23 protein-coding genes are annotated in these 25,161 nt (G+C 59.4%); 15 read left to right on the forward strand and 8 right to left on the reverse strand.

Features of this window, described 5'->3' with window-relative positions; translation table 11 throughout:
* Nucleotide 1: 1 nt before the first annotated feature.
* From aspA to HMPREF2785_RS09310, 3 genes are all read left to right on the forward strand, one after another.
* Nucleotides 2-1,435 (forward strand): aspartate ammonia-lyase, encoded by a 1,434-nt coding sequence (aspA, locus tag HMPREF2785_RS09300; protein WP_070615056.1) that lies wholly within the window; start codon nt 2-4, stop codon nt 1,433-1,435.
* 146 nt (nt 1,436-1,581) lie between these two features.
* A complete protein-coding gene (locus HMPREF2785_RS09305; protein WP_070615058.1) occupies nt 1,582-2,892 on the forward strand; it encodes an anaerobic C4-dicarboxylate transporter in 1,311 nt (436 codons plus the stop codon).
* Between the two features lie 5 nt (nt 2,893-2,897).
* Nucleotides 2,898-4,565: a formate--tetrahydrofolate ligase gene (locus HMPREF2785_RS09310; protein ID WP_070615060.1), complete on the forward strand. Its 1,668-nt coding sequence runs from the start codon at nt 2,898-2,900 to the stop codon at nt 4,563-4,565.
* Here HMPREF2785_RS09310 and HMPREF2785_RS09315 read toward each other — a convergent pair.
* On the reverse strand, nt 4,562-5,401 hold the full coding sequence (locus tag HMPREF2785_RS09315; RefSeq protein WP_070451605.1) for a RecB family exonuclease: 840 nt from the start codon (nt 5,399-5,401) through the stop codon (nt 4,562-4,564). The two genes, HMPREF2785_RS09310 and HMPREF2785_RS09315, sit on opposite strands and share 4 nt — an antisense overlap.
* A gap of 26 nt (nt 5,402-5,427) precedes the next feature.
* Between HMPREF2785_RS09315 and HMPREF2785_RS09320 the strand changes: the two genes are divergently transcribed.
* Genes HMPREF2785_RS09320 through arc form a run of 3 tightly spaced genes read left to right on the forward strand, consistent with a single transcriptional unit; the run spans nt 5,428 to nt 9,050 of the window.
* Nucleotides 5,428-6,639, forward strand: a complete 1,212-nt coding sequence (locus HMPREF2785_RS09320; RefSeq protein ID WP_070615062.1) for a M18 family aminopeptidase — start codon at nt 5,428-5,430, stop codon at nt 6,637-6,639.
* A gap of 15 nt (nt 6,640-6,654) precedes the next feature.
* On the forward strand, nt 6,655-7,488 hold the full coding sequence (locus tag HMPREF2785_RS09325) for a tRNA (adenine-N1)-methyltransferase (RefSeq protein ID WP_070423170.1): 834 nt from the start codon (nt 6,655-6,657) through the stop codon (nt 7,486-7,488).
* Between the two features lie 38 nt (nt 7,489-7,526).
* Nucleotides 7,527-9,050 carry a proteasome ATPase gene (gene arc, locus HMPREF2785_RS09330; RefSeq protein ID WP_070615064.1) on the forward strand — a complete coding sequence of 508 codons (1,524 nt, stop codon included), beginning with the start codon at nt 7,527-7,529 and terminating at the stop codon, nt 9,048-9,050.
* Between the two features lie 9 nt (nt 9,051-9,059).
* Here the strand turns inward: arc and HMPREF2785_RS09335 are convergent, their stop codons facing one another.
* From HMPREF2785_RS09335 to HMPREF2785_RS09345, 3 genes are all read right to left on the reverse strand, one after another.
* Nucleotides 9,060-9,320, reverse strand: coding sequence for a Txe/YoeB family addiction module toxin (locus HMPREF2785_RS09335; RefSeq protein WP_070423172.1), 261 nt, complete (start codon nt 9,318-9,320; stop codon nt 9,060-9,062).
* A complete protein-coding gene (locus HMPREF2785_RS09340; RefSeq protein ID WP_070423251.1) occupies nt 9,317-9,577 on the reverse strand; it encodes a type II toxin-antitoxin system Phd/YefM family antitoxin in 261 nt (86 codons plus the stop codon). The genes HMPREF2785_RS09335 and HMPREF2785_RS09340 overlap by 4 nt, the downstream gene beginning before the upstream one ends.
* A 77-nt stretch (nt 9,578-9,654) precedes the next feature.
* On the reverse strand, nt 9,655-11,013 hold the full coding sequence (locus tag HMPREF2785_RS09345; RefSeq protein WP_246821222.1) for a MocR-like pyridoxine biosynthesis transcription factor PdxR: 1,359 nt from the start codon (nt 11,011-11,013) through the stop codon (nt 9,655-9,657).
* Between the two features lie 58 nt (nt 11,014-11,071).
* Between HMPREF2785_RS09345 and pdxS the strand changes: the two genes are divergently transcribed.
* On the forward strand, nt 11,072-11,947 hold the full coding sequence (pdxS, locus tag HMPREF2785_RS09350; protein ID WP_070423174.1) for a pyridoxal 5'-phosphate synthase lyase subunit PdxS: 876 nt from the start codon (nt 11,072-11,074) through the stop codon (nt 11,945-11,947).
* Between the two features lie 162 nt (nt 11,948-12,109).
* Here the strand turns inward: pdxS and HMPREF2785_RS09355 are convergent, their stop codons facing one another.
* The 3 genes from HMPREF2785_RS09355 to HMPREF2785_RS11645 all read right to left on the reverse strand — a co-directional run bounded on the left by HMPREF2785_RS09355 (nt 12,110) and on the right by HMPREF2785_RS11645 (nt 14,878).
* Complete coding sequence (locus tag HMPREF2785_RS09355; RefSeq protein WP_141750679.1) at nt 12,110-12,694, reverse strand: hypothetical protein; 585 nt, start codon at nt 12,692-12,694, stop codon at nt 12,110-12,112.
* 113 nt (nt 12,695-12,807) lie between these two features.
* Nucleotides 12,808-14,112 (reverse strand): hypothetical protein, encoded by a 1,305-nt coding sequence (locus HMPREF2785_RS09360; RefSeq protein ID WP_070484790.1) that lies wholly within the window; start codon nt 14,110-14,112, stop codon nt 12,808-12,810.
* A 16-nt stretch (nt 14,113-14,128) separates the two neighbouring features.
* Complete coding sequence (locus tag HMPREF2785_RS11645) at nt 14,129-14,878, reverse strand: ABC transporter ATP-binding protein (protein WP_083279525.1); 750 nt, start codon at nt 14,876-14,878, stop codon at nt 14,129-14,131.
* Nucleotides 14,879-15,520: 642 nt separating this feature from the next.
* On the opposite strand from HMPREF2785_RS11645, the gene dop reads away from it, so the two are divergent.
* From dop to HMPREF2785_RS09405, 8 genes are read left to right on the forward strand one after another with little or no spacing between them, the layout of a single operon-like run.
* The gene (gene dop / locus HMPREF2785_RS09370) at nt 15,521-17,041 is read left to right on the forward strand and encodes a depupylase/deamidase Dop (RefSeq protein ID WP_070615068.1); all 1,521 of its coding nucleotides are present in this window, start codon (nt 15,521-15,523) and stop codon (nt 17,039-17,041) included.
* A gap of 16 nt (nt 17,042-17,057) precedes the next feature.
* Nucleotides 17,058-17,252: a ubiquitin-like protein Pup gene (locus HMPREF2785_RS09375; protein ID WP_070423179.1), complete on the forward strand. Its 195-nt coding sequence runs from the start codon at nt 17,058-17,060 to the stop codon at nt 17,250-17,252.
* Nucleotides 17,253-17,257: 5 nt separating this feature from the next.
* Nucleotides 17,258-18,652 (forward strand): Pup--protein ligase, encoded by a 1,395-nt coding sequence (gene pafA / locus HMPREF2785_RS09380; protein WP_070615070.1) that lies wholly within the window; start codon nt 17,258-17,260, stop codon nt 18,650-18,652.
* 3 nt (nt 18,653-18,655) lie between these two features.
* A complete protein-coding gene (locus tag HMPREF2785_RS09385; RefSeq protein WP_070615071.1) occupies nt 18,656-19,591 on the forward strand; it encodes a helix-turn-helix transcriptional regulator in 936 nt (311 codons plus the stop codon).
* On the forward strand, nt 19,581-20,513 hold the full coding sequence (locus HMPREF2785_RS09390; RefSeq protein WP_070615073.1) for a helix-turn-helix transcriptional regulator: 933 nt from the start codon (nt 19,581-19,583) through the stop codon (nt 20,511-20,513). The genes HMPREF2785_RS09385 and HMPREF2785_RS09390 overlap by 11 nt, the downstream gene beginning before the upstream one ends.
* 34 nt (nt 20,514-20,547) lie before the next feature.
* Nucleotides 20,548-20,814: a Sec-independent protein translocase subunit TatA gene (gene tatA, locus HMPREF2785_RS09395; RefSeq protein WP_070570299.1), complete on the forward strand. Its 267-nt coding sequence runs from the start codon at nt 20,548-20,550 to the stop codon at nt 20,812-20,814.
* 6 nt (nt 20,815-20,820) lie between these two features.
* Nucleotides 20,821-21,840 carry a twin-arginine translocase subunit TatC gene (tatC, locus tag HMPREF2785_RS09400; protein ID WP_246816802.1) on the forward strand — a complete coding sequence of 340 codons (1,020 nt, stop codon included), beginning with the start codon at nt 20,821-20,823 and terminating at the stop codon, nt 21,838-21,840.
* Between the two features lie 5 nt (nt 21,841-21,845).
* Nucleotides 21,846-24,608, forward strand: a complete 2,763-nt coding sequence (locus HMPREF2785_RS09405; RefSeq protein WP_070615075.1) for a DEAD/DEAH box helicase — start codon at nt 21,846-21,848, stop codon at nt 24,606-24,608.
* On the opposite strand, the gene HMPREF2785_RS09410 is transcribed toward HMPREF2785_RS09405, so the two are convergent.
* Nucleotides 24,595-25,146 carry a S1 family peptidase gene (locus HMPREF2785_RS09410; protein WP_224212714.1) on the reverse strand — a complete coding sequence of 184 codons (552 nt, stop codon included), beginning with the start codon at nt 25,144-25,146 and terminating at the stop codon, nt 24,595-24,597. The two genes, HMPREF2785_RS09405 and HMPREF2785_RS09410, sit on opposite strands and share 14 nt — an antisense overlap.
* Nucleotides 25,147-25,161: the final 15 nt, after the last annotated feature.

Consider the following 25,161-nt stretch of genomic DNA (forward strand, 5'->3'; position numbering starts at 1 on the left):
CATGAGCACTCGTATTGAAGAAGACCTGCTTGGCAAGGCTGAAGTCCCCGCTGATGTGTACTACGGAGTGCATACGCAGCGAGCAGTAGACAACTTCAAGTTGTCGGCCAGCACCCTGAACGATTTGCCGGAGTTCATCCGTGGCATGGCCCAAGTCAAGAAAGCTACCGCTATTGCGAACCGTCGCCTGCATGTGTTGCCGCGCGAGAAAGCCGAAGCAATTGCGTGGGCCTGCGACCAGATTCTGGATGAGGGACGCTGCATGGATCAGTTCCCGATCGACCTATTCCAGGGTGGCGCGGGTACCTCGGCAAACATGAACACGAACGAGGTGGTGGCTAACCTCGCACTGGAATACGTTGGTGCTGAGAAGGGCTCCTACGGCATCATCAATCCGAACGATGATGTGAATATGTCCCAGTCCACCAACGATGCGTACCCGACTGGTCTGCGTCTCGGTGTGTACTACGCGGTGCAGGGCTTGCTTGAGGAGCTCGACGAGCTGCAGAAGGCACTGCGCGCGAAAGGCGACGAGTTTTCCGACATCATCAAAATGGGTCGTACTCAGTTGCAGGACGCGGTTCCGATGACGCTGGGTCAGGAATTCACTGCGTTTGGCGCAAACCTCAATGAAGAGCAGCGCACCATCAGCAACGCTGCGACGTCCCTGCTGGAAGTCAACCTTGGCGCAACCGCAATCGGTACGGGAATTAACACTCCGAACGGCTACAAAGATCAGGTTGTCACGGCACTTCGCGAGGTCACCGGCCTGGACATCCAGGCCTCTCCGGATCTGATCGAAGCCACTTCGGATACCGGCGACTACGTCATGATGCACGGCGCTATCAAGCGTGCGGCAATGAAGCTCTCCAAGATGTGTAACGACCTGCGTCTGCTGTCGTCCGGTCCTCGCGCTGGTCTGAACGAGATCAACCTTCCGGAGCGCCAGGCTGGTTCCTCGATCATGCCGGCCAAGGTCAACCCGGTTATCCCGGAGGTTGTTAACCAGGTCTGCTTCAAGGTCTTCGGCAACGACGTGACGGTCTCCATGGCTGCTGAGGCAGGTCAGCTCCAGCTCAACGTCATGGAGCCGGTCATTGCTCAGTCCTTGTTTGAGTCGATCCGTCTGCTGGCCAATGCGGCACGTACGCTGCGCGAGAAGTGCGTTGTGGGCATCACTGCGAACAAGGACGTGTGCGAGGCTTACGTGACTAACTCGATCGGCATCGTCACCTATCTCAACCCGGTGATTGGTCACCATAACGGCGACATCATTGGCCGTGAGGCTGCTTCCACCGGTAAGAGCGTCTATGACCTAGTGCTGGAGAAGGGCCTTATTGAGGAAGAGGATTTGAAGCGGTTGCTGAGCAAGGAAAACCTCATGCACCCGGAATTCCGCGGCAAGCTCTACGTTGATGAGGACGACGCTAATTAGGTTTTAAAACCGCATTTCCTTCCGCGTCAGCGGTGAACCGGGGCAGGGTGGTAGCCAATCTCACACCTGCCCCGTTTCCTTTTGGTGTGATCAATACGGGATAATGGCGGAAGTTCTTACTAGCCCGTAATGAAGGAGCGCACACCATGTTGGTTGCCTTGCACACCCTCATTCTTTTTGGGGCAATCGTGTTGGGTGCACGCATTGGCTCGATCGCGATCGGTTTCGCCGGGGGATTGGGGGTGCTGCTTCTCGGCGCAACCGGTATGCCGGTCACCGCAGATGCAATTCCGTTTGATGTCATCGGCATCATCATGTGCGTTATCGCAGCCATCTCTGCAATGCAGCTCGCCGGTGGCATGCAGTATCTCGTGGATCTTGCGGAGCGACTCTTACGCAGGAACCCTAAGCGCATCACTGTGTACGCCCCGGTGGTGACGTGGTTGATGACAGTCTTCGCGGGAACGGGGCATACGGCATTTTCCACGATGCCGGTTATTACAGAGGTAGCTAAGGAAGGAAACGTTCGTCCTTCGCGCCCGCTGTCAGCGGCCGTGATCGCTTCGCAGATGGCGATCGTCGCTTCACCAATCTCTGCAGCAGTTGTGTTCATGGCGTCAGCGCTGGAACCACTTGGGGTGGGGTATCTCCAGATTCTTGCGGTGATGCTTCCTGCGACGTTCCTGGCAATTTTCCCGACGGCGTGGGTTGCCAATCACATGGGCAGTGAGCTTGACGACGACCCCGTGTACCGCAAACGCAAGGCCGCTGGGCTCGTCGCAACGCACCAAGCTCATGACGATTACGTTGCCGCACCAGGAGCGAAGCGCTCGGTCGCTATCTTTCTGGCAGCGATCATCATCGTGATGGTCTACGCAACGTTGATTTCGGATCAGATCGGTCTGATTGCGGAGCCAACAGTGCCACGGAACGAGGCAATCATGGCCATCATGCTCGGTGCCGCGGTTGTCATCGTCATGAGTACCCGCACGGCTGCCGCGGAGATTCTGAACACCCAAGTCTTTCGATCCGGCATGTCCGCATGCGTGTGCGTTCTCGGCGTGGCGTGGCTGGGTACGACGTATATCAACTACTACATCGACGACATCCAAAACATCGCCGGAAACGTCCTGACCTCAAAACCTTGGCTGCTTGCGGTCGTGCTCTTCGTCGCCGCATCACTGTTGTATTCACAGGCCGCGACGGCGAAAGCGCTCATCCCCGCCGCGCTGGCGATTGGGGTCAGCCCACTCACGGCACTTGCAGCATTCCCGGCGGTTTCTGCACTATTCGTCCTGCCCACGTACCCAACCCTGCTCGCGGCGGTGGAGATGGATGACACCGGCTCGACCCGCATTGGCAAGTACGTGTTTGACCACCCATTCCTCGTCCCCGGAGTGGTCTGCATTTTAGTCAGCGTAATCCTGGGATACCTCATCGGTGCGGCGGTAGTGTGAGATGCATGACTGCACAACCGTTGACTGACGTCGAAATCGCTCAAGCACACGAACTCGAACCCATCACCGACATTGCCGCTCGCGCCGGCGTGGATGAGGATGCGCTCATCCCGTACGGCAAGTACATGGCCAAGGTGGACATCAACAAGACCCCGAAGGACAAGCCGGGCAAGCTCGTTCTGGTGACCGGTGTGTCCCCAACCCCGGCTGGTGAGGGCAAGTCCACCATGCTGATCGGTCTGACCGATGCACTGGCGAAGCTTGGACACAAGGCGATGGTGGCGCTTCGCGAGCCTTCGCTCGGCCCGGTCATGGGCGTCAAGGGTGGTGCAGCAGGTGGCGGCTACTCCCAGGTCGTTCCGATGGAGCAGATCAACCTGCACTTCACCGGCGACTTCCACGCCATCACCAGCGCCAACAACACCCTGGCTGCGCTGATCGACAACCACATCCATCAGGGCAATGAGCTCAACATCGACCCGCGTCGCGTGACCTGGCAGCGTTGCGTGGACGTGAACGACCGCGTGCTGCGCAACGTCATTACCGGCCTCGGCGGCCCGACCTCGGGTGTTCCGGCAGAAACCGGCTTCACCATCACGGCTGCGTCCGAGATTATGGCGATCCTTGGCCTGGCCACGGACCTGGAGGACCTGAAGCGTCGCCTCGCTGCGATCACCATCGGTCTGACGTACGACGGCAAGCCGGTCACCGCCGGTGAGATCGGCGCACAGGGCGCGATGGCCGCGTTGCTTAAGGACGCCGTGAACCCGAACCTGGTGCAGACGCTCGGCGGTACCCCCGCCTTTATCCACGGTGGTCCGTTTGCCAACATCGCACACGGCTGCAACACGCTCATCGCAACCCGCACGGCACTCGACTACGCCGACATTGTGCTCACCGAGGCTGGCTTCGGCTCTGACCTCGGTGCGGAGAAGTTCTTCGACATCAAGGCACGCTACGGTGATCTGGATGTCGCAGGTGCGGTGATCGTCGCTACGATCCGCTCGATCAAGCACCACGCTGGCATTGCGAAGGAAGACCTTAAGGCTGAAAACGTCGATGCGCTGGCAGAGGGCATCGTGAACCTGGAGCGCCACGTGGAAAACGTGCGCAAGTTCGGCGTCACCCCGGTGGTTGCGCTCAACCGGTTTGTCACCGACACCGAAGCCGAGCTCGACTTCTTGCGTAACTGGGCAGAGTCCAAGGGCATTGCGCTTGCCGACGCCAACGTGTGGGCCGAAGGCGGCGCCGGCGCCACCGAGCTCGCTGAAACCCTGCTGGCGAACCTCACCGAGGGCGAATCGCACCCGCTGTACGACCCGGCTGAGGGCGTGGAGAAGTCCATCGAAACCATCGCCAAGGAGATCTACCGCGCAGGCGAGGTGCAGTACTCCGCAGCAGCGCTGAAGGATCTAAAGACGCTGAAGGACAACGGCTTTGACACCCTGCCGGTCTGCGTGTCCAAGACGCAGTACTCCTTCTCCGACGACCCGACGGAGCTCGGTGCGCCAGAGGGCCACACCCTGCACGTACGCAACCTCATCCCGCGCACCGGCGCAGGCTTCGTCCTCGCGCTGACCGGTGATGTGATGACCATGCCTGGCCTGCCGAAGAAGCCGGCAGCCAACAACATCGACGTCGACGAGAACGGCGTGGTCAGCGGACTGTTCTAGTCCGTTTCCGGTCCCGGCTCCTCCTCTGCGCGGGAGCCAGGCCAACCGGGATACTCGGGTGGTGTGCCGCCAAACACTGGACACAGTGATTGGAAGGCGCACCACCCGCAAAGCTTTGACTGCTGTGGACGGAACGAGCCGGCTTTGCCGTCGGCTTCGATCTTCCACCACAACTCCGCCAGGTCGCGCTCGAAGTACTCCAGCTCCTCGCGCGAAGGCGTGAGGATCATCGAGTCCATCACCTTCAGGTACATCAGTTTCAGCTGGGTCGGCACAACGCCGAAGAGCCGCCAGTACACCAGCGCATAAAACCGCATCTGGAACTGTGCGTCCTGGGAGTAGCGGGGCAGTGGCTTCTTGCCGGTCTTGTAGTCGACAACACGCACCTCGCCGGTCTGCGCGATGTCCACCCGGTCGATGAACCCGCGCACGGGAACCCCGTTAGGCAACGTGAAATCAACCGGCATTTCTTGCGCGTGCGCGTCGAACCCGAGTGGGTTTTCCATGGTGAAGTAGCCACGTAGGAGCGTGCGTGCATCTACGAGCAGCTGGTAGTCGTCTTCGACGGGTTCGGCGCAGGTGGGGTCGTCGATACGCATCTGCTCCCACGTCGGCTTGAGCCGCTTCACGGCGGCGGGGTAGGTGCGCTCCTCCCTGGGCCAGGAAAACATCTCTTCCAGTACCGCGTGCACCAGGGTGCCTTTCACCTGCGCTTCCGTGGAAGGTTCCGGCAAGCGGTCGATCGCGCGGAACCGATACTGCAGCGGACAGCGCTTGTAATCGGATGCGCGGGAGGGGGACAGGGCGAGTGGTCGTGGCGTATTGCTGGGAGTCATGGTGCCCAACATCTTAGAGTGGGGGTATGACACAGCCGTTCATCGATTTCATCAGCCAGAGTCCATCCGCCTATCACGCAGCGGAAAACGTCGCCAAAAGCCTCGAGGCAGCAGGGTTTACTCGTCGAGCATTGCTTGACGACGACGCCACCCGCCCCGGTGGCCACCTCATCATCAACGATGGCGCCGTGATTGCGTGGTGGGTCCCGGAAAACCCCAACCCGCGGTTCCGTGTTGTCGGCTCGCACACGGACTCGCCTGGCTTGATGGCCAAGCCCGATCCGGATGTCGTGCGCGAAGGGTTCCGCCAGGTTGCCGTCGAGGTCTACGGCGGGCCGATTCTGGCGAGCTGGTTCGATCGCGACATCACCTTCGCCGGACGAGTGGTGACCACCGACCGCAAGGAACACCTCGTGAACACGGGTGCTGTGGCGCGCGTGCCCAACCTGGCTATCCACCTCTACCGGGGTGACATGCCGGAGATCGACCGCCAGGTGCATACCCAGCCGATCCTGGGTGTGGACCGTCCGCTGCTCGAGCTAGCGGCGGAATCGGCGGGCATTGCTGCAGACGACATCGTGGCGCACGAACTTATCACCGCGGACGCACAGCGGGGCGAGGTCATCGGTGATCTTCTGGCCGCTGGTCGCCTGGATAACCTGACCAGTGTGTGGGCGTCGCTCGAGGCGATGCTCGCAGCCAAGGACGATGCCCAGGACATTCTGGTGCTTGCGGCGTTTAACCACGAGGAGGTGGGCTCTGCATCCACCGCCGGAGCCGGTGGCCCGATGCTAGAGCGCGTCCTGACCAAGGTGGCGGCGGCATTCGGCGAACCGTCGGAGATTATCGCGAACTCCATCCAGGTTTCCGCCGACGCCGCGCACGCGGTGCACCCGAACTACCCGGGCAAGCATGATCCGACGCACCATCCGCTGATCAACAAGGGTCCGGTGCTGAAGATCAACGCCAACCAGCGCTACGCATCCAATGCAGCGACGGAAGCCGAGTGGATCCTGGCGTGCCGCGCTGCCGGCGTGCCGCACCAGACCTTTGTCGGCAATAACGCTGTGCCGTGCGGGTCGACGATTGGCCCGATCTCCTCGACACGTCTAGGCCTTCCGACGGTCGATGTGGGTGTGCCGCTTTTGTCCATGCATTCCGCGCGCGAGCTGTGCGGAGTGGACGACATGGATTACTTCGTGCGCGCACTGTCGGCTTTTTACACCGGCGCACAGTAGGGCATACTTACCGGCATGTATTCGGGACCGTTCCAGCCAGGCGACAAGGTGCAGCTCACTGACGCGAAGCGCCGCCACTTCACCATCGAGCTCAAGGAGGGTGGCCAGTTCCACTCCCACAAGGGCATCGTCAGTCACGATGACATCATCGGTGCCGACGAGGGCACGGTGGTCAAGTCCACGCTGGGTTCGGACTACCTCTGCTTCCGCCACCTCCTGGTGGATCACGTCCTGTCCATGCCGCGCGGCGCTGCGGTGATCTACCCGAAGGATGCGGCCCAGATCCTCGTTGAGGGTGACATCTTCATGGGCGCACGCGTGCTGGAGGCGGGTGCCGGCTCCGGCGCGTTGACCATGTCGCTGCTGCGCGCGGTCGGTCCCGAGGGGCACGTGTACTCCTACGAGATTCGCGACGACCACCTGGCGTTTGCCAAAGACAACGTCGCTGAATACTTCGGCGGCGAACCGGAGTGGTGGACGCCTCGCCTCGGCGACTTCGGCGAGGTCACCCCGGAAGACCTCGACGGCCAGGTGGACCGCGTCATCTTGGACATGGTCGAGCCGTGGCACTTCATCGACACCGTGAAGAACGTGCTCATCCCAGGTGGTGTGTTCATGACGTACGTGGCCACCGTGCCACAGCTGATGAACATTATGGAGGCTATCCGCGAGGCGAAGTGCTTCACTGAGCCACGCGCCTGGGAGACCCTGCTGCGTGAGTGGAAGGTCGATGGCCTGGCTACCCGCCCGGAGCACCGCATGAACGCACACACGGCGTTTCTTGTCTGGACCCGCAGGCTCGCCGATGGTGTGACGCCGCCGCGTCCGCAGCGTAAGGCTCGTCGATAAGCACTTGCGTCCTATCGGCGATAGGTAGGCTCGGATCCATGGTTGGACACATTGAAGACGATGCTTTCGGGCCCGAATTGCGCAACCTCAAGCGCGAGAACCAGGATTTGGGGGCGCGCAACAAGCGGCTTGCGGAGTTGCTGAAGTCCAGCCGCGACAAGCTCAATGACCTCTACGTCAAGGTCGAGGAACTCGGCGAACCCGCGTCTACCTACGGCATCTACCTTGCCCCGGGTACTCGCGATGGGGAAGCGGAGGTGCACACGTCCGGTCGGCGGATGCGTCTGAAAATCTCGCCTTTGGTCGAGCCGCAAGCCCTTGTACCAGGCACGCTTGTGCGCCTCGGTGAGGGGACCGTTGTGGTGGAAGCCTGCGGGTTTACCCCAACAGGCCAGATTGCCACGATGGTGGAACGCATCGGCACAGATCGCGCCGTGGTCGCCGACCAGCAAGGCGCGGAGTCGCTGGTCATGCTCGCCGAACCGCTACTCAAGACCACGCGTGCAGGCGATACGGTGCTGGTGAATTCGTCCGCCGGTTACGCGTTTGAGCGCATTGAGAAGACCGAAGTCAACCAACTCTCGCTCGAAGAGATCCCGGATGTGACCTATGAAGACATCGGCGGGCTGTCGTCTCAGATTGAGACGATCCAAGACTCCGTCGAGCTGCCGTTTTCACACCCCGAGCTCTACGCCGCGTACGACCTCACCCCGCCGAAGGGCCTGCTGCTCTATGGTCCTCCGGGTTGCGGTAAGACGCTCATTGCAAAGGCGGTGGCGAACTCGTTGTCGCAGCGCATTGGCGACGGAGGACAGGCGCACTTCATCAACGTCAAAGGCCCCGAGCTGCTGAACAAGTTCGTCGGCGAAACCGAGCGGCGCATCCGCCTGATCTTCGAGCGCGCCCGCGAACTCGCCTCCGAGGGCAACCCCGTCATCGTCTTCTTCGACGAGATGGAATCGATCTTCCGCACCCGCGGTTCCGGTGTCTCCTCAGATATGGAAACCACCGTGGTGCCGCAGTTGCTGACTGAGATCGACGGCGTGGAGGACATCGCGAACGTCATCGTCATCGGCGCGACCAACCGCGAGGAACTCATCGACCCCGCAATCCTGCGCCCGGGTCGCCTCGACATCAAGGTCCGCGTGTCGCGACCGAACAAGGAGGAGTCGAAGGACATCCTCGCGCGCTACCTCACTGACGAGATCCCACTCGCGGCTCCTCGCAAAGAACTTATCGACGCAGCCGCTGCCGCTCTGTTCGCCCCGCGCCCCTTCGTGCGACTCGAACTTGTCGACGGCACCGCCGAGGTTTTGCACTACTCCGACTTCGTCTCTGGCGCTTTGATTGCCAACGTGGTGGATCGCGCGAAGAAGCTTGCGATCAAGGACCACCTCTCAGGTGTATCTACCGCGGGTGTCACCGCTGATCACCTGCGCGAAGCAGTACGCGACGAGCAAGACGAAAGTGAAGACATGCCGAACACCGCGAACCCAGACGAGTGGGCGCGTATTACTGGCCGTCACGGCAAGCGAGTCGTCGCCGCCGAGGTCATCGGGTAGTAGAGGAGTCTATTCCCCGTAGTGGTAGCGACAAGCCGCAATTCGGATCTCGGTTTCGGTCATTTTGTACACGAGTCGGTGCTCGCTGGTAATCCTCCGGGACCAATAGCCACTGAGCTCATGTTTGAGCGGTTCAGGCTTGCCGATGCCTTGATTGCCGTTGCGTTGAATATCGCGGATGAGCATGTTGATGCGTTTGAGCACACGCTTGTCCGTGGTTTGCCATTCGACATACTCGGCCCAGGCATCTTCGTCCCAAGACAGAATCATCTATCTTCCTCGATGAGCTCATTCTGAACCGACGTTCCTTTTTCCAAGCGTTCGATTCGCTCCTTGAGTACGCGAGCATTCGCTGGGGATTGAAGCAAATAAGAGGTCTCCTTCATCGATTCGTATTCCGCCAGCGAGACAATGACAACCGGATCGTGGCCGGAACGGGTGATGACGACCTCCTCGCAATCGTCAACAACTGTGTTCAGAACCTCCGCATAGTTTGCACGAGATTCCGAGTAAGACATGACTTTCATCATTTGCCTCCAATAACCCCGATAAGTACAACTTCCTGTACAACTCTATTCATTATTGAACGGGCGTGTCAATGAGATCACACAATCCGTGTGACGATCTCAACGGCGAGGTCGAAGTCAGTTGCACTCAAGTGGGCAAAGCTCAACACCAGCCCGTCGCCGCTGTTGGTCCACAGTGCAGATTCGTGACCAGACTCGATACCTGCCTCGAGCAGGCGTTGTTCAAACTCATCCCGTTCGTTTCGTGTGTCAAAACGCACCGTGAGGTCTGCGCCATCGCCGGGCGCGAGTTCGGCACCGTTGATTAACGGAACCAGTCGCTCGTTGAGTACTTTGCGTCGCTGTGCCAGCCCACGATGCACGGCGCGAGATGAGCGGCGAGCGACGCCGTCGTTAAGCAAGTATGCGATGGCACGCTGGGTGACCGAAGAAACTGGCATGCCGAGGACGCTGCGTACCTCGCGCAGCACTTCTGCGGTTGCTGGTGAGGCGACGACGTAGCCGGCCGCGAGTTCCCGGGAGAGCAGCGTGGAAAACGTGCCGAGGGTGAGCACGTCCGCGCGTGTGGCCAGCGAGGACAGCGCAGGCTGTGGGGAGATGCGGTAGCGCAGTTCGGTATTGAAGTCGTCTTCGATCACCACGGTTTCGGTGCGAGCCGCCCATTCCAGGAGCTCTACGCGGCGGGCGGCGGGCATGGCGCCGCCGAACGGGTAGAGGTGGGAGGGGGTTACCAGCAGAGCGTCCAGAGTGTCAGGGAGTTCGCTGACCACAATGCCCTCGTGGTCGGTTGAGCATTCCACGACCTCGTGGCCGCCGAGCGGGATCACTCGCCTCAGGCCTGGGTGTCCGGGGTCCTCCACGCCGACGCGCAGTGCGGCACCTAGCGCGTAGAGGATGCACATCAGCCCTTCGCGTGAGCCGCCGGTGACCACGATCTGATCCGGAGAAACGTGCATGCTGCGTGCAAGACGGAGGTGTTCAGCCACCGCGTGGCGTAGCTCTGGTTCCCCGGACTTATCCATGGAGTTATCGGGTTCTGCGGCGGCCTCGCGCCACGCTTTGCGCCAAGTGACGGGGCGGATGGTGCCGGCGTTGCCGGGAGAAGGCTTCAGGGAGATCTGGGCCTTCGGTGTCATGCGGGGCGGCGCGTCGGTGGTGCGTTCAGGCATCCGTGCGGCGACGGTGAGGTCTGGGTGGATCCGCGTGGGCGCTCCCTGGCTGGTCAGCAGGTAGCCCTCACCCTCGAGCTGGTCGTATGCAGTGACCACACTGCCTCGCGATACCCCAAGTTGCTCGGCGAGAACACGGGTGGACGGGATTGCGTCGCTAGGCGAAAGCGCGCCGGTGGCAACAGCGTCGCGGATCCCTGCCGCGATTTGAGCAGGAATGGGCGTGGGATAGTCGCGTGAGACGTCGAGAAGCATCAACTGGTCCAAAGAATCTAAATATAACTGGCTCTTGGAATCTACCAGTTGGAGGTGCAGACTAAGCGGTATGTCTGATGTAGAACAGTTGAACCAGAAGTTCCTCGGCGGCGTGATTATGGACGTCGTCACCCCAGAACAGGCGAAGATCGCCGAAGACGCCGGCGCGGTCGCTGTGATGGCCCTCGAGCGCGTCCCCGCGGATATCCGCGCCCAGGGCGGCGTGGCCCGCATGTCGGATCCGGATCTGATCGAAGGCATCATCAACACCGTCGATATCCCGGTCATGGCCAAGGCCCGCATCGGCCACACGGTGGAGGCGAAGATCCTCGAGCACCTGGGCGTGGACTATATCGACGAGTCCGAGGTGCTCAGCCCGGCGGACTACGTCAACCACATTGACAAGCGTGGCTTTTCCGTGCCGTTCGTCTGTGGCGCGACCAACCTCGGCGAGGCACTGCGCCGCATCAACGAAGGTGCATCCATGATCCGCTCCAAGGGTGAAGCTGGCACGGGTGACGTGTCCGAGGCCACCAAGCACATCCGCAAGATCACCAGCGAGATCGCTGGCCTCCAGGCTATTTGGGAGAACAACCGCGACGAGCTCTACGTGGCCGCCAAGGAGCTGCAGGCTCCGTACGACCTTGTAGCGTGGGTTGCCGAGAACGGCAAGCTGCCAGTGCCATTGCTTGTCGCTGGTGGCGTGTCCACCCCGGCTGATGCGGCCTTCATGATGGAACTCGGCGCGGACGGTGTGTTTGTCGGCTCCGGCATCTTCAAGTCCGGCAACCCTGAGGCCCGCGCAAAGGCTGTGGTGAAGGCGACGCAGAACTGGAACGACATCGCGGTAGTCACCGAGGTGTCCCGTGGCCTGGGCGAGGCGATGGTGGGCATCAACGTCTCCGACCTCCCGGCACCGCACCGCCTGGCTGAGCGCGGCTGGTGACGCATTTATTCGTGCATCGACTAACCGGTTGAGAATGGCCATAGTTGTACGACCCTAAGTTCTCTGCGACTCGAACCTGTCAAACACATCGCCCCCAGGTCATGCGTGATACTTGGGGGCGAAGACTATTTCCTCATAACCACTCGAATTGGGCGGTCGAATCTATGTGTCTCTTCGAATTGCGAAAGCACTAGCACCGGCAGTGCGGAACTGCACCAGAAAACTCGCAATCAGTACTAGCCCTGTAGTGCATAGGTGCTCCGGAGAGAACCACGGTCCAGCATCTAGAAGTACCGCAAAAGGCCATGGGGTGAAGTTGGTAAAGAAAACCAAAGGCGTATTACAAAGCGCCCACAGGATAATGGTGGCGAGTGTCCCCAGTGATTTTCCCCACTGCGTGATCAGTATTGCACCTGCCGCAAATATCAACACACTGTTGTTGATAATCAGTTCGCTCTCTGGACTGACGGCGGGATCGGTCCCCGGCTCAAGATGATAAGCAACATTGCTCTGGATCGAGGCGAAATAGGCGACAATCACGACGACCATCGCACCAAAGGTTTGTCTAAATACTGATAACCACTGAGCCCGTCGTCTCCGCAGATCAATGTGAGGCATCGAAGGTGTTACAAGCACAACCGTGGTCAAAGCGAAAAGAAGCGAAACTAGCTCAACAGCTGTAATGCCAAAGGTCTCAGTGGGACTACCTCCGACCTCAAACGTTATCCCACGAACTAAACGAATCATTACTCCGCAAAATGCCCCCAAAAGGCAAATGATGTGCCACGGGGTGGACAAGAGAATACTACGGATCGGCATCGGGCTACCTCTGAGTAACTAAACGATGGTCAATGGTTGACCTAGGACTCCTCCGTCAACATTTCCCATGTAGCTTGACAAGACACAATTGCTCTCCAGTTCTTCGCTATGTTTTTGTCAACCACGCTGTGGTCAAGGGAAGATAGCACGTCCTCCGGTGCTGGATCCGTCTCACCGCTCTCGGAAATGCTTTTGTAGAAAGCACCATTTTTCTCAACGCTCTTGGAATAAACACCAGTGCGCTTAGTGATATAGACCCCAACTCGGTCGATCACAAAGGCTCCTTCGGACGTCGGATCTGTACATGACCCGATTCCTAGCTCATCGAGAAGAAGCCCACTGATGTCTAGGCGCCGATCCTCGCCGGCGGTCGTAAAGTTTTGGTAACCGTGGTCCCCGGACTTGATCCGGTAAGCCGAATTGCTGGCGAGTTTCCTCGGTCTTACGCCGTCCGGTAAATATTCTTCGAGGGCGGAGATATCACGAGTCATTTGCTCAAGCCCGGGCTCATCGGCCGAATCCACACATATCTCTGACCCGCCCGACGAGAATGCGCAAGAGTCTCGATCGACGATCGCGACGGGACCTGCAGCTGCCTGCAACAGACCTGCAACACCGACAATCGCCGTAATAGCAATTACTCCGCTAAGACTAATGTTTTTCGAAGCACCAGCAGCCAACAAAAGAAGTCCACCAGCTACCAGTGCGAGGCAAACGCTTACACCCAAGGCAACTACCAGGTTTCGAGGCTCAGTGAGATCAGTCGGATCAACCGCCTGCAAAACAATTGGAGCGACTGCCCAAGTTTTGGCACTGTTAGCACCGAACGCGACAACAAAGTAGGTGACAATAACTGCAATCAATGGCGAGACAGCGGGATGAAACTTGCGAAAGGCAAGCGCAACGAAAGCGGACAGCGCAGCAACCGTGGAGAGAAAAACAGTGCTGACAGCGACTACCAGCAGAATCCAGACGGATCCATCTGCACTTTTAGCGATAGCATCGGTAAAAGCAGGAATAGCCCCAAGTGATATTGACGCGGCTGTAATTAATGCTGGGGCGAGGGTCAAGAATAGAACCTGCAGTTTTAGCGGGTATCGGCCAAGTGAGTTGGCAGTTCCCACGCGAGGAGAAGCTAACGCTGCCACGTTGTAGGAGACGATGACTGCTAGTCCAAAGCAGGATAAAGCAGTTGCATCTCGAAATGCCTCAGCGATATCCGCAGTTCGCGGATACGCAAATTGCATTTGTTTAGAGGTCACCCAAAAGGAAACCCCAACACCGAATACCACCTGAAGGACACCGAGCACCATGAGCACTGGTGAGCCAAATTTTCTAGTGATCATAAGCTGAAGTCCTGAATTAATGTTTCGATGCCACGTAAGCGAGGGCGCGTTCTAGGGGATCGGTTGACACCGAGGAAAAATTGTCTGCCGAAACAGCTTTTAACCGATTCCATTCTCCCTCGTACGCGATGCGACCGTTGTGGAGCGCAACCACGTTGTCAGCCACATGCTCGAGATCATCCTGCAGATGCGTGGAGAGAATGATTGTTGCGCTATCTTTGAGACGATTTAGGAGATGTCGCACCTCAATCCTCGCCTGCGGGTCAAGACCTGCGGTAGGTTCATCCAAAAATAGAATATCGGGCGAATGGATCAGGGAAGCTGCAATTCCAACGCGCCGAGTTTGTCCTCCAGACAGGTTGCTGACTCGGGAATTCTCAATCTCTGGGAGCTCGATCATCTCCAATACTTCCGGGATTCGTCGCAAATAGGCGCGTCTATCAAGCCCTGCAACCCAGCCTGCGTATGCAAGGGCATCACGGCATGTCATAGTCGAGGCGAAACGTACATCTTGGGGTACATAGCCAATACGACGCCGATAGTTAACTAACGCTCTTCCTGCGATCTCCGTTCCATCGACCGAAAATCCACCTCGTGTCGGCTTTTCTATGGTGCACAGGAGACGTATCAACGTAGACTTTCCACTGCCGTTGCCGCCTATCAGGACCGAGAGACCCGGCGGGAACGTTACAGACACGTCTTTGACTGCTTCCGTAGTGCCAGTGCGTGACTTGAAAGTCTTGCTTAAGGAATTGGTGCGGATCAAGGAGCTTCCTTCCTATTTATCGGCAGGCCCCGGAGTTATCTCCACGCAACGAGTTTCCTGTGCTGCTGGCCACCCGGCCGTAGTAGCTTCCAGGTCCCTTGCATGCCCCAAAAGCTCGAACTATTTGATTGTTTACGCCCCTGACAGAACCAATGAGTGGGTCCGGTGCCCGAGGAATATCCTTGCGCAGCTCTAAGAAAAATTCAGCATTGTTCGCGCAGTTTTCCCGACCGCCTTGGATGCCCAGCCAATTTGTGGACTTGTCCCAACCGACATCCCAGACAACCAAACGGCAGGTTCCCGGCGCTCCACTTTCGCGGAAATCGTACGGAACAATCTCTGAAACATCGTCAGTCATCGATGTGGTGGGCGAATCGGACCACTGAGAAGGTTCCAAGGAGACGCCACTGCTTGGCGATGCGTCTGATATGGGCGAGAGGAATGACATACCAATTGCGGTTGCTGTCAGTATGGCGAAGATGTGGCGCCTTGAAGCTTGCATGTTCGTTACTCCTAAAAAGTTCGGAGGTGAAGCACCTCCATCAGAAAATTACTGGTGTAAAAAATATAGCATGGGTTACTATTCTGCGACAATAGTGAGAATACTCACAATTTGCCCCCGGCCTGTAGTCTGTTGAAGTGATGAGTAATAACCAATTGCGCTACATGGGTACCGAGACCGAATACGGCATCACTTGCCCCGATAATCCGCTGATCAGCCCGCTCGTCACTTCTACCCACGCGGTGGTGGCGTATGCGGCGTTGCGCACAAAAGCGCGTACGCGATGGGACTATGCGGAAGAAGCCCCGCTGAAGGACGCCCGTGGGTTCGATCTGCAGCGCTACCGCAGTGTGCCGGTGGTGGATGCGAATGCGATCGGGGTGGCGAACGTTGTCGTCGCTAATGGTGCGCGTTATTACGTCGACCACGGCCACCCGGAGTACTCAAGCCCGGAATGCTCGAACGCGATGGATGCCATGATCTATGACGCAGCCGGCGATCACATTCTTAATGACGCCGCAGCTGACATCCGTCACCTGTGGGAGGAGCAGGTCTCCGTCCTCGCCAATCACGATCCGTGCCCGCCGCTGAAGTTCTACAAGAACAACGTCGACGGCAAGGGTCGCTCCTACGGCAGCCACGAAAACTACCTGTACTCCCGCCACACCAATTTTGAGCGGCTCACGCAGGCGTTGATTCCGTTCTTCGTCACTCGCCAGGTGATCATCGGCGCCGGGCGCGTCGGCATCGGCCAAGCGTCGGAGAAGCCCGGTTTCCAGATCTCGCAGCGCGCAGACTACTTCGAGCAGGAAGTCTCGCTCGAGACCACACTCAACCGTGGCATTGTGAACACGCGTGACGAGCCACACGCACCGGAGGAGGACTTCCGTCGCCTCCACGTCATCGTGGGCGATGCGAACATGAGCCAGTACTCCAACTTCCTCAAACTCGGTATGACGAAGTTGGTCCTCGACGCCATTGAGCAGGACGTGGACTTTTCGGACTTGCGACTGAAGGACCCCGTCGCGGAGATCCATGCGGTCAGCCACGACCCGACGCTGAACCACGAGCTTTCGCTTGTCGACGACACCACGCGCACCGCAATCTCCATCCTGCGGACCATCCGTGAGCGGTGTGCAGGCCTTGAGGGACTTGGGGTCGTCGATAAGCAAGTGCTCGAAATGTGGGGCGAGATTCTCGACGACTTGGAGCGCGATCCACTCTCGACGGCTGACCGGCTGGACTGGACCGCAAAGTGGTCGCTGATCCAGCGTTTCGAGCAGCGCGGCGCGACGATGGCAAAACTGCAAGCGATTGACCTGCAGTACTCGGACATTGACCCGTCGCAGTCGCTGTACCACGCGCTTGTCCGCAAGGGTGCTATGCGCACGCTGGTTGATGCGGAAACGATCAAACGCGCCGCCGCAGAACCACCGCGCGACACGCGTGCGTATTTCCGCGGCACTGCCGGCCAAAAGTTCGGCGAGAATCTGGTTGCCTCAAGTTGGCAATCCATGCTGTTTTCTGTCGACGAACAGCTCTACCGGGTGCCCTTGGACCTGCTTGGGGAGCACACCGCGGCCGACACCGAAGAACTCATCACCCAATCCAACACGGTGTCCGACTTGCTGGCCGGACTGGGCTTGAAAACGAATAGGTAAAGGTAGGCTGATAGCCATGGCTACGCAACAGATGCACGCCGCAGGTGGCGGCGGTGAAGATAATGGTGACAACTTCGACGCATCGCAAGGCGCCGGGCAAGCCCAGATCAACACAACCGGTACGGATGATCTGCTGGACGAGATCGACGCGCTGCTGGACACCAACGCGGAGGAGTTTGTGAAGTCCTTCGTGCAAAAGGGCGGTCAGTAAACGCAATGGTGGCTGGGTACCCGCGGCGCATCATGGGCGTCGAAACAGAATTCGGCGTGGCTGCCTACGATGGTGCCCGCCAAGTGCTCACCCCGGAAGAGATCGCCAGATACCTCTTCCGCCCGGTAGTAGCGCAGCACCGCAGTTCCAACGTGTATGTGGACAACGCGGCACGTCTTTACCTCGATGTCGGCTCGCACCCGGAGTACGCGACAGCGGAGTGCGACTCGCTGTCCCAGCTCCTCGCGCACGATAAGGCGGGCGAGTGGATCTATGCGGATCTTGCAGAAACGGCCGACAAGGCGCTTGCGGCGGACGGTCTCGGTGGGTCTACCTACCTGTTTAAGAACAACGTAGATTCGCGCGGCAACTCCTATGGCGCGCACGAGAACTACCTGGTCAGCCGCGAACTTGCGCTGAAGTCCTTTGGCCAGCAACTGCTGCCGTTTTTGATCACGCGCCAGCTCATCTGCGGCGCTGGCAAGATCGCCGGCGACACGTTCGTCATCTCTCAACGCGCCGATCAGGTCTGGGAAGGCGTGTCCTCTGCGACGACGCGCACCCGCCCGATCATCAACACCCGCGACGAACCGCACGGGGATTCGCACCGTTTCCGTCGCATGCACGTCATCGTCGGCGATTCCAACATGTCCGAGCCGACCTTTGCGCTGAAGGTGGGCTCGATGCTGCTGGTCATTGAGATGCTCGAGGCAGGCTTTGACCTGCCCGACATGGAGCTCACAGACCCGATTGCGCATATCCGAGACATCGCAGCGGACCCGACCGGATCGACGCCACTCGACCTAGCAGCGGGTGGCACCGTGACCGCCTTGGAGGTACAGCGCACAACGCTTGAGGCTGCAAAGCGCTGGTTGGCGCAACGCCCAGACGAGGGCACGCCGAACGAGGAGATGGCCCGCGTCGTGGACCTGTGGGAGCGCACCCTCGATGCGATTGCGACACAGGATTTCTCCCAGGTAGATACAGAGATCGACTGGGTGATTAAGCGCAAACTGCTTGAGCAGTTCCGCGCCAAGCTCGGTTGTGGCTGGGACCACCCAAAGCTCGCCCAGATCGACTTGACGTATCACGACATCAACCGCAAGCGCGGACTGTTCTATCTGCTGGAGCGCAAAGGTCTTGCCAAGCGCTGGATTACCGACGACCAGATCGCACAGGCTGTGGTGAACCCGCCTGAGACCACACGTGCCGCCATCCGCGGGAAGTTCCTCGCGGCAGTACGTCAGGCAGATACGCCACACAACGTCGATTGGGTGCACCTGAAGGTCAACCGTCCGGAGCCGCGCACGATTGAGTTGCTCGACCCATTCGCCAACACCAGCGCCGAGGCAGATGACCTCATCGACTACGTCAACGCTCACGCGGGGGAAGGGGAGTAACGCATGGCCGACGATTCTGACATGATCATCCGCCAGGTCGGCCTCACCTTTGCACTGCTCAACTCACCTGAAAAGCGGGACGTCGCGTGGGTACAGCGCCACGTCGACGGTTACGGAGGTCGCAGCCGTGACGCTGCAGGTCATCTCATCCGCCGTGACGTCGCAGAACTGCGCCGACTCTGGGTTCCCGCCCACTTTGTGGACGGGGAAGTTTGGGTAGATAAAGACCTCTACGAGCTTCCCCCGGTGGATCTCACCGCCGAGGAAGCATCCGTCGTCGGTTTGGCCGTAGACCTCTCCCAGCCGGGCTCGCTCGGCAGTTTCGCGCGCTCGGGATGGACAAAGCTCGCCGCATCCGGTGCGACGCGGAACCTTGATGCTCCGACGTTGGTGTCGGTGTCCAACGATATTTTCCAACTTCGACCAGAGACGTTGCGCGCCATCGTTGCGTGTGTGCGCAACAAGCAGCGCATGTCCTTCGACTTCGTCCGCGCACCAGGCAAGGATCCTGAGCGTCGCGTAGTGGACCCGTGGGGCGTGGTGTCGCTGAACAACCGCGCCTACTTCGTCGGCTACGACATCGACCGCGGTGCCGAGCGCGTCTTCCGCGTGAAGAAGATCTCCCAGGTCAAACGTGTCAACACATCGGAGCAGTTCCACGAGCAAGAACGCGAGCTCCAAAGCATTGTGGAGGCATCGTTGCGAGGCGACCTGGTTGATGCCACCGTCACCGTTACCAATGGCGCCGGTGAAGAACTCGCAATGCGCGGTGAGCGTATCGACGACACCATCACGCTCACCTCAGTCGATCGCGATTGGGTCGTTCGCGCGATTGCCAGCATTGCGGGCAGCGTTATCGCGGTGGAGCCAGCTGGGGTACGGGAGGACGTCGTCAAGCTTCTGCGCTCTGCGAAGGGAAAGGAGCCTCATGAGCACTGATCTGCAGCGACAAGAGCGCGTGGTGCGTTTGCTCAACCTGGTTGCTTACGCATCCAACCACGCGGACCTGACGGTGATGGAGATCGCGCGCGACCTCGGCGCAGATCCGCAGCAGGTGCGCGATGATCTGGACTTGCTGTACATGTCGGGCGTTGGCACTGGTCCGGGGGAGATGATCGAGCTGGAGCACTCTTGGAAGGGCGTGCGGATCATCGACGATCAAGGCTTGACCAAGCCGCTTCGCCTCACCCCAGTCGAAGCAAGTGCGCTGCTGGTGCTGCTCGACTCGTTAGAGACAATGCCTGGGCTTGTCGACGCACGCGCGGTCCGCTCCGCAGCCGACAAGATCCGTACCGCGACAACCTCGAGCGGCATCGGCGATGCGGAGCACCCCACGACGTCGAGTATTGCGTCTACGGTCGCCGAGGCACTCTCTGCCAAGCAGCAACTTGAGGTGACGTATTACTCGGCAACCTCAGACTCAACGAGTAAGCGAATAATCGAACCGGCGAGCCTCTTCCACGAAGACGGCAACACGTACCTCCGCGCCGCAGATGCCGGCGAAATGAAGACGTTCAGGCTTGACCGAATCCGGGAAGCAGTGCTTCTCGACGAGCCGTCCACCGCCACAGACACCGACTTCGACAGCGCCGATCCCTTCGGCATGGCCCAGCAGGCGAAGGCTCGGCTGTTAATTCATCCGGACGCGACGTGGCTGGCGGACTACTGGGACATCGATATCGAAAGTGACGTAATTGACTCCGAAACGGGGTGGATTCCGGCTACGATGCACTACGGCAGCGGCGACTGGCTGATCCGGTTCTGCCTAGGTCAAGCCGACCGCGTACGCATCCAAGAGCCAGCGAAGCTGGCTGCTGAACTCGAGGCGCGCGTGAATTCTGCGCTCGAGGCGTTAGACTAAGAGCCCTTACACGTCTGTTGTTGAAAGGAACGCAATGACTTTGCCGAGTGGAGCAGAACTACTCCTTATTCTTTTCGTAATCCTGCTTTTGTTTGGCGCAAACAAGCTGCCGGATCTCGCACGCTCCATGGGTCGCTCCGCCCGCATCTTTAAATCCGAAGTCAAGGAGATGCACAAAGACGAAGCTGACGAACAACCGAAGCAACAGCACGAGATTGAATCCGCGGCTGCCCAGGAGACCCGTAGCGCCGCGCAGGACGCCGATTTCTGGGAGCGCCCGGAGAACCAGCCGCGCTCCTAGGTGGCAATGAAGGCAAAAGTGACAAATCGGAGGAAGAATCCTACCGGCGAGATGTCGCTGGTCGAGCACCTCCAGGAACTTCGTCGTCGGGTACTTGTCTCTCTAGCTGCGATTCTCGTCGGGACTATCGTGGGCTTTATTTGGTACCAATATGCGCCTTGGCGCTTGATGCCGTTGGGTGAAATCATTCGTGGCCCATATTGCAGTTTGCCAGATGAACTTCGAGCGGATTTTACCGGAGACGGCGAGTGCCGGCTTTTGGCAACAAGACCACTAGAGATGTTCATGCTGCGACTGAAGATTGGCGCTCTCGCCGGTCTGGTACTGGCATCTCCGGTGTGGTTATCCCAAATTTGGAAGTTTATTACGCCAGGACTGCTAAAGAACGAACGCCGCTATACGTTTGTCTTCGTAACTATTGCAGTGATTCTTTTTGTAAGCGGCGCAACTCTGGCCTATTTCATCCTTGACCAGGGATTTCTGATCTTGATGTCAATTGGATCTGAGTTTCAGATCGCTGCACTGTCTGGTGGAGACTACTACAACTTCCTGCTGTCTCTCATCGTGATCTTCGGAGTGAGCTTCGAGGTGCCGCTGATCATCATCATGCTCAACCTCGTCGGAGTGTTGCGCTACGAACATGTGAAGGACAAGCGTCGCTTCATCATCGTGTTGATCTTCATCTTCGCGGCCGTCATGACTCCAACACAGGATCCATTTTCCATGACGATCCTGGGTCTTTCTATAACGTTTTTGGTCGAGCTCGCGTTCCAGTTCTGCCGTTTCAACGACCGCAAGCGCAAGCGTGAGCGTCCAGACTGGATGGATCTTGACGACGAGCAGGGTTCCGGCCCGATCGACGCTCCGACTCCGGTTGGGTCTGCGAGCCCGATTGGCTCGTCGACAAGCATTAAGGCTGCACCGATCGAGCGCCCACAACCGGTACACCGTGCCCCGGCGGCAAAGTCGAGCACCTCGCAGAAGCGAGGCTTCGAAAACGACATTGACTTTGGGGACGTACTGTAGGGGGCATGCTTTCCTCCGAGAACTCCACGCCGTTTCTGCAGGAATTCGCCGCAGCGAAGCCTTTCGATCTCGACGACTTCCAGATTGAGGCCTGCAAAGCCGTCGAGGAAGATCGTGGCGTGCTGGTTTGCGCACCAACCGGCTCGGGCAAAACCATTGTTGGCGAGTTCGCCGTGTCCCTCGCCCTGCACCGTGGGACGAAGTGTTTCTACACCACGCCGATCAAGGCGCTGAGCAACCAGAAGTACAACGACCTCGTTGCCGAGCATGGCGAAGAGGCTGTCGGTCTGCTCACCGGGGACACCAGCATCAACGGCTCGGCTGAGATCGTCGTCATGACCACTGAGGTGCTTCGTAACATGCTCTACGCCGAGTCACCACAGTTGGATCGCCTGACCCATGTGGTGATGGATGAGATCCACTTTCTGGCAGATCGGGACCGTGGTGCCGTGTGGGAGGAGATCATCCTCAACCTGAGCGACTCGGTGAGCCTCATTGGTCTTTCAGCTACGGTGTCAAACTCCGAGGAGTTCGGCGAATGGCTCTCTACCGTGCGTGGCGATACCGAGGTGATCGTCTCGGAGCACCGCCCGATTCCGCTGAGCCAGTACATGATGGTGGGGCGCAAGATGTTCCCGCTGTTTGAACCCGGCGCGGACGGGCGAGTCAACCGCTCCCTCGAGCACGCCATTGAGCGCATCGAGTCCGGCCATTCCAATGAGGGGCGCCGCGATTTCGAGGAGGGCCGTGGGTTCCGTTCGCGCTCCCGCAGCGGCCGTACCCGCGGCCAGGACAAAGTGCGTCCAGTAGGGCGCCCGGAGGTCGTCTCCGTACTGCAGGGCCAAGACATGCTGCCCGCTATCGTGTTCATCTTCTCCCGCGCCGGCTGCGACGGCGCACTGTTCCAGTGCCTGCGTTCCCGCAAGGAACTGACGACTCCCGAGGAGCGCTCCGAAATCGAGCAGATTATCGACGACGGCGTGGAAGGCATTCCCGACGAAGACCTTGAAGTGCTCAACTTTAAACAGTTGCGCACCGCTTGGATGCGCGGCTTTGCCTCCCACCACGCAGGCCTGCTGCCAGCGTTTAAGCACATCGTCGAGCAACTTTTCGTACGCGGCCTGGTCAAGGTGGTCTTCGCCACCGAAACGCTTGCGTTGGGCATCAACATGCCGGCGCGCACGGTCGTGCTAGAGAAGATGGTCAAATTCAATGGCGAGGCCCATGTCGATCTGACTCCTGGCCAGTACACGCAGCTGACCGGGCGTGCGGGGCGTCGCGGCATCGACCACATCGGCAACGCCGTCGTGCAGTGGGCACCGGCGCTGGACCCCCATGCGGTTGCCGGGTTGGCCTCGACCCGCACATACCCGCTGATTTCGCAATTTCAGCCTGGCTACAACATGGCCATCAACATGCTGGCCATGAATGGGTTCGACGATTCGATTCGGCTTATCGAGCAGTCCTTCGCCCAGTTCCAAACCGACCGCTCCGTGGTCGGGGAGGTCCGCGACATTGAGCGTCTGCAAACCAAGGTCCGGACCCTTCGTGAGAAGTTGGAGCGCGACATCTCTGCGTTCGCGCCGCCGTCCGAAGACCCGGCTGCAGAGCTTGTGGAGTACTCGCGGTTGCGTCGAGACCTCAACGATGCGGAGAAGAAAGCGCGCCGCGAAGCGATTGAGAACCGCCACACGGAGACCGTCAAGATTCTCGCTCGCCTCCAAGTAGGCGAGGTGATCGCACTGCCGGGTAAGCGCAAGCCGGAACTGGCCGCTGTCGTGCAGCCTGCGGCGAAGCAGCACGACCCGCGTCCCTGGGTGACCACGGAGCGCGGCTGGTCGGCGCGTATCGACGCCGCCTCGTTCCGCAACCCACCCATGGTCGTCGGCCGCATCAAGGTGCCACGTCATATGCAGCAACAGCCACGAAAACACGCACGCAAGGTGGCAGACATGCTGCACCGTGGCCACTTCAACGCGCCGAAGCGACTGCGTGAGAAAGCAAGGACCCGTCCGAACAAGCAGGTGCTGGCGATTCAAGAGGCGCTTCGCAACCACCCGGTTCATCACTGGCCAACCCACGACCGCGAGCTTCTTGCCCGGACCGCTGAAGACATCGTGCGCGACGAACGCAAACTTGCCTCACTTGAACGCCGGGTCGACTCGTCGACTGATTCCCTCGGCCGAACCTTTGAGCGCATCATCGGGCTGCTCACGGAGATGGACTACGTCGAACTAGTCGACGGCGAACCCAACGTCACCGACGAGGGCGAGCGTCTGTCGCGTATTCACAACGTCTCAGACCTCCTGGTTGCGCAGTGCCTCAAGCGTGGCATCTGGGACGAGCTGGATCCAGCCGAACTTGCCGGGGTGGCATCGATGGTGGTGTTTGAAAACCGTCGTGCAACCCAGGGTTCGCCGGAGGCGGCAACCGACGCGATGGCTGATGCGATGAACGACACCATGCGTATCTACGGCGAACTGGTGTCTGATGAGCAACGCCATAATCTTCCCGCAACACGCCTTCCGGATGCCGGGTTTAGCCTGTCCATGCATCAGTGGACCGCGGGTGCTCCCTTGGGCTACGCACTCGCAGCGGCGGCAGAATCTGGCGCAGAGCTGACACCTGGCGACTTCGTGCGCTGGTGCCGCCAAGTCATCGACCTGCTCGAGCAGATTAAGAAGACCGGCTACTCGGACCAGATTCGTGATAACGCCAACCGTGCGGTCGACGCGATCCGCCGCGGTGTGGTGGCTATCGGTAACTAGCGGGCAATAGCGACACGGTGGCGATGCGCAGGTTTCGGTTCATCGGATCCATGATGAGCGACTGCACTGCGAACACCTTGCCGTGTGCAAAGACCGGCCCGCCAGAGTCTCCTTTGATCGCCGGGGGAGAGGCGTAGACCAAGCCCGCGGGGCGGATACGCGTGGCAAACGACCGTGACGCAGAAAACGGCAACTTGCCCAGGTAGAGACCTGGCTTTCCCTGAGGAGTTTTCGCACGTCCGCCGAAGCCAACCGTCAGCGTCGATGCGCCAATCTTCGGAGGAGCCCCAATCGCAAGCAGCGGAGCCGATGAGCGTTCGGTGAGCCTTGCCAATGCAATATCAGTACCGGGAATCGGTGCGGCGGATTTGAGGCGGTACGTGGTGTCGTCGATACGCACACGCACCTTCGATTCATCCACACCGCGAAAGAAATGCGCACACGTGAGCACCGTATCGGGCGTGATCAGCGCGCCTGAACAGTAACTACGTCCAGGCATACTGATGCGGGCGATTGATCGTGCGAGGGATTCAGACACAGCAGCGATGGTATC

Origin of the sequence: Corynebacterium sp. HMSC067D03 (assembly GCF_001811185.1) — a bacterium.
Classification (GTDB): domain Bacteria; phylum Actinomycetota; class Actinomycetes; order Mycobacteriales; family Mycobacteriaceae; genus Corynebacterium; species Corynebacterium coyleae.

Coding starts and splice junctions, on each gene's coding strand:
- aspA (WP_070615056.1), top strand. CDS start 2: ATGAGCACTCGTATTGAAGAAGACCTGCTTGGCAAGGCTGAAGTCCCC.
- HMPREF2785_RS09305 (WP_070615058.1), top strand. CDS start 1,582: ATGTTGGTTGCCTTGCACACCCTCATTCTTTTTGGGGCAATCGTGTTG.
- HMPREF2785_RS09310 (WP_070615060.1), top strand. CDS start 2,898: ATGACTGCACAACCGTTGACTGACGTCGAAATCGCTCAAGCACACGAA.
- HMPREF2785_RS09315 (WP_070451605.1), bottom strand. CDS start 5,401: ATGACTCCCAGCAATACGCCACGACCACTCGCCCTGTCCCCCTCCCGC.
- HMPREF2785_RS09320 (WP_070615062.1), top strand. CDS start 5,428: ATGACACAGCCGTTCATCGATTTCATCAGCCAGAGTCCATCCGCCTAT.
- HMPREF2785_RS09325 (WP_070423170.1), top strand. CDS start 6,655: ATGTATTCGGGACCGTTCCAGCCAGGCGACAAGGTGCAGCTCACTGAC.
- arc (WP_070615064.1), top strand. CDS start 7,527: ATGGTTGGACACATTGAAGACGATGCTTTCGGGCCCGAATTGCGCAAC.
- HMPREF2785_RS09335 (WP_070423172.1), bottom strand. CDS start 9,320: ATGATTCTGTCTTGGGACGAAGATGCCTGGGCCGAGTATGTCGAATGG.
- HMPREF2785_RS09340 (WP_070423251.1), bottom strand. CDS start 9,577: ATGAAAGTCATGTCTTACTCGGAATCTCGTGCAAACTATGCGGAGGTT.
- pdxS (WP_070423174.1), top strand. CDS start 11,072: ATGTCTGATGTAGAACAGTTGAACCAGAAGTTCCTCGGCGGCGTGATT.
- HMPREF2785_RS09355 (WP_141750679.1), bottom strand. CDS start 12,694: ATGATTCGTTTAGTTCGTGGGATAACGTTTGAGGTCGGAGGTAGTCCC.
- HMPREF2785_RS09360 (WP_070484790.1), bottom strand. CDS start 14,112: ATGATCACTAGAAAATTTGGCTCACCAGTGCTCATGGTGCTCGGTGTC.
- dop (WP_070615068.1), top strand. CDS start 15,521: ATGAGTAATAACCAATTGCGCTACATGGGTACCGAGACCGAATACGGC.
- HMPREF2785_RS09375 (WP_070423179.1), top strand. CDS start 17,058: ATGGCTACGCAACAGATGCACGCCGCAGGTGGCGGCGGTGAAGATAAT.
- pafA (WP_070615070.1), top strand. CDS start 17,258: ATGGTGGCTGGGTACCCGCGGCGCATCATGGGCGTCGAAACAGAATTC.
- HMPREF2785_RS09385 (WP_070615071.1), top strand. CDS start 18,656: ATGGCCGACGATTCTGACATGATCATCCGCCAGGTCGGCCTCACCTTT.
- HMPREF2785_RS09390 (WP_070615073.1), top strand. CDS start 19,581: ATGAGCACTGATCTGCAGCGACAAGAGCGCGTGGTGCGTTTGCTCAAC.
- tatA (WP_070570299.1), top strand. CDS start 20,548: ATGACTTTGCCGAGTGGAGCAGAACTACTCCTTATTCTTTTCGTAATC.
- tatC (WP_246816802.1), top strand. CDS start 20,821: ATGAAGGCAAAAGTGACAAATCGGAGGAAGAATCCTACCGGCGAGATG.
- HMPREF2785_RS09405 (WP_070615075.1), top strand. CDS start 21,846: ATGCTTTCCTCCGAGAACTCCACGCCGTTTCTGCAGGAATTCGCCGCA.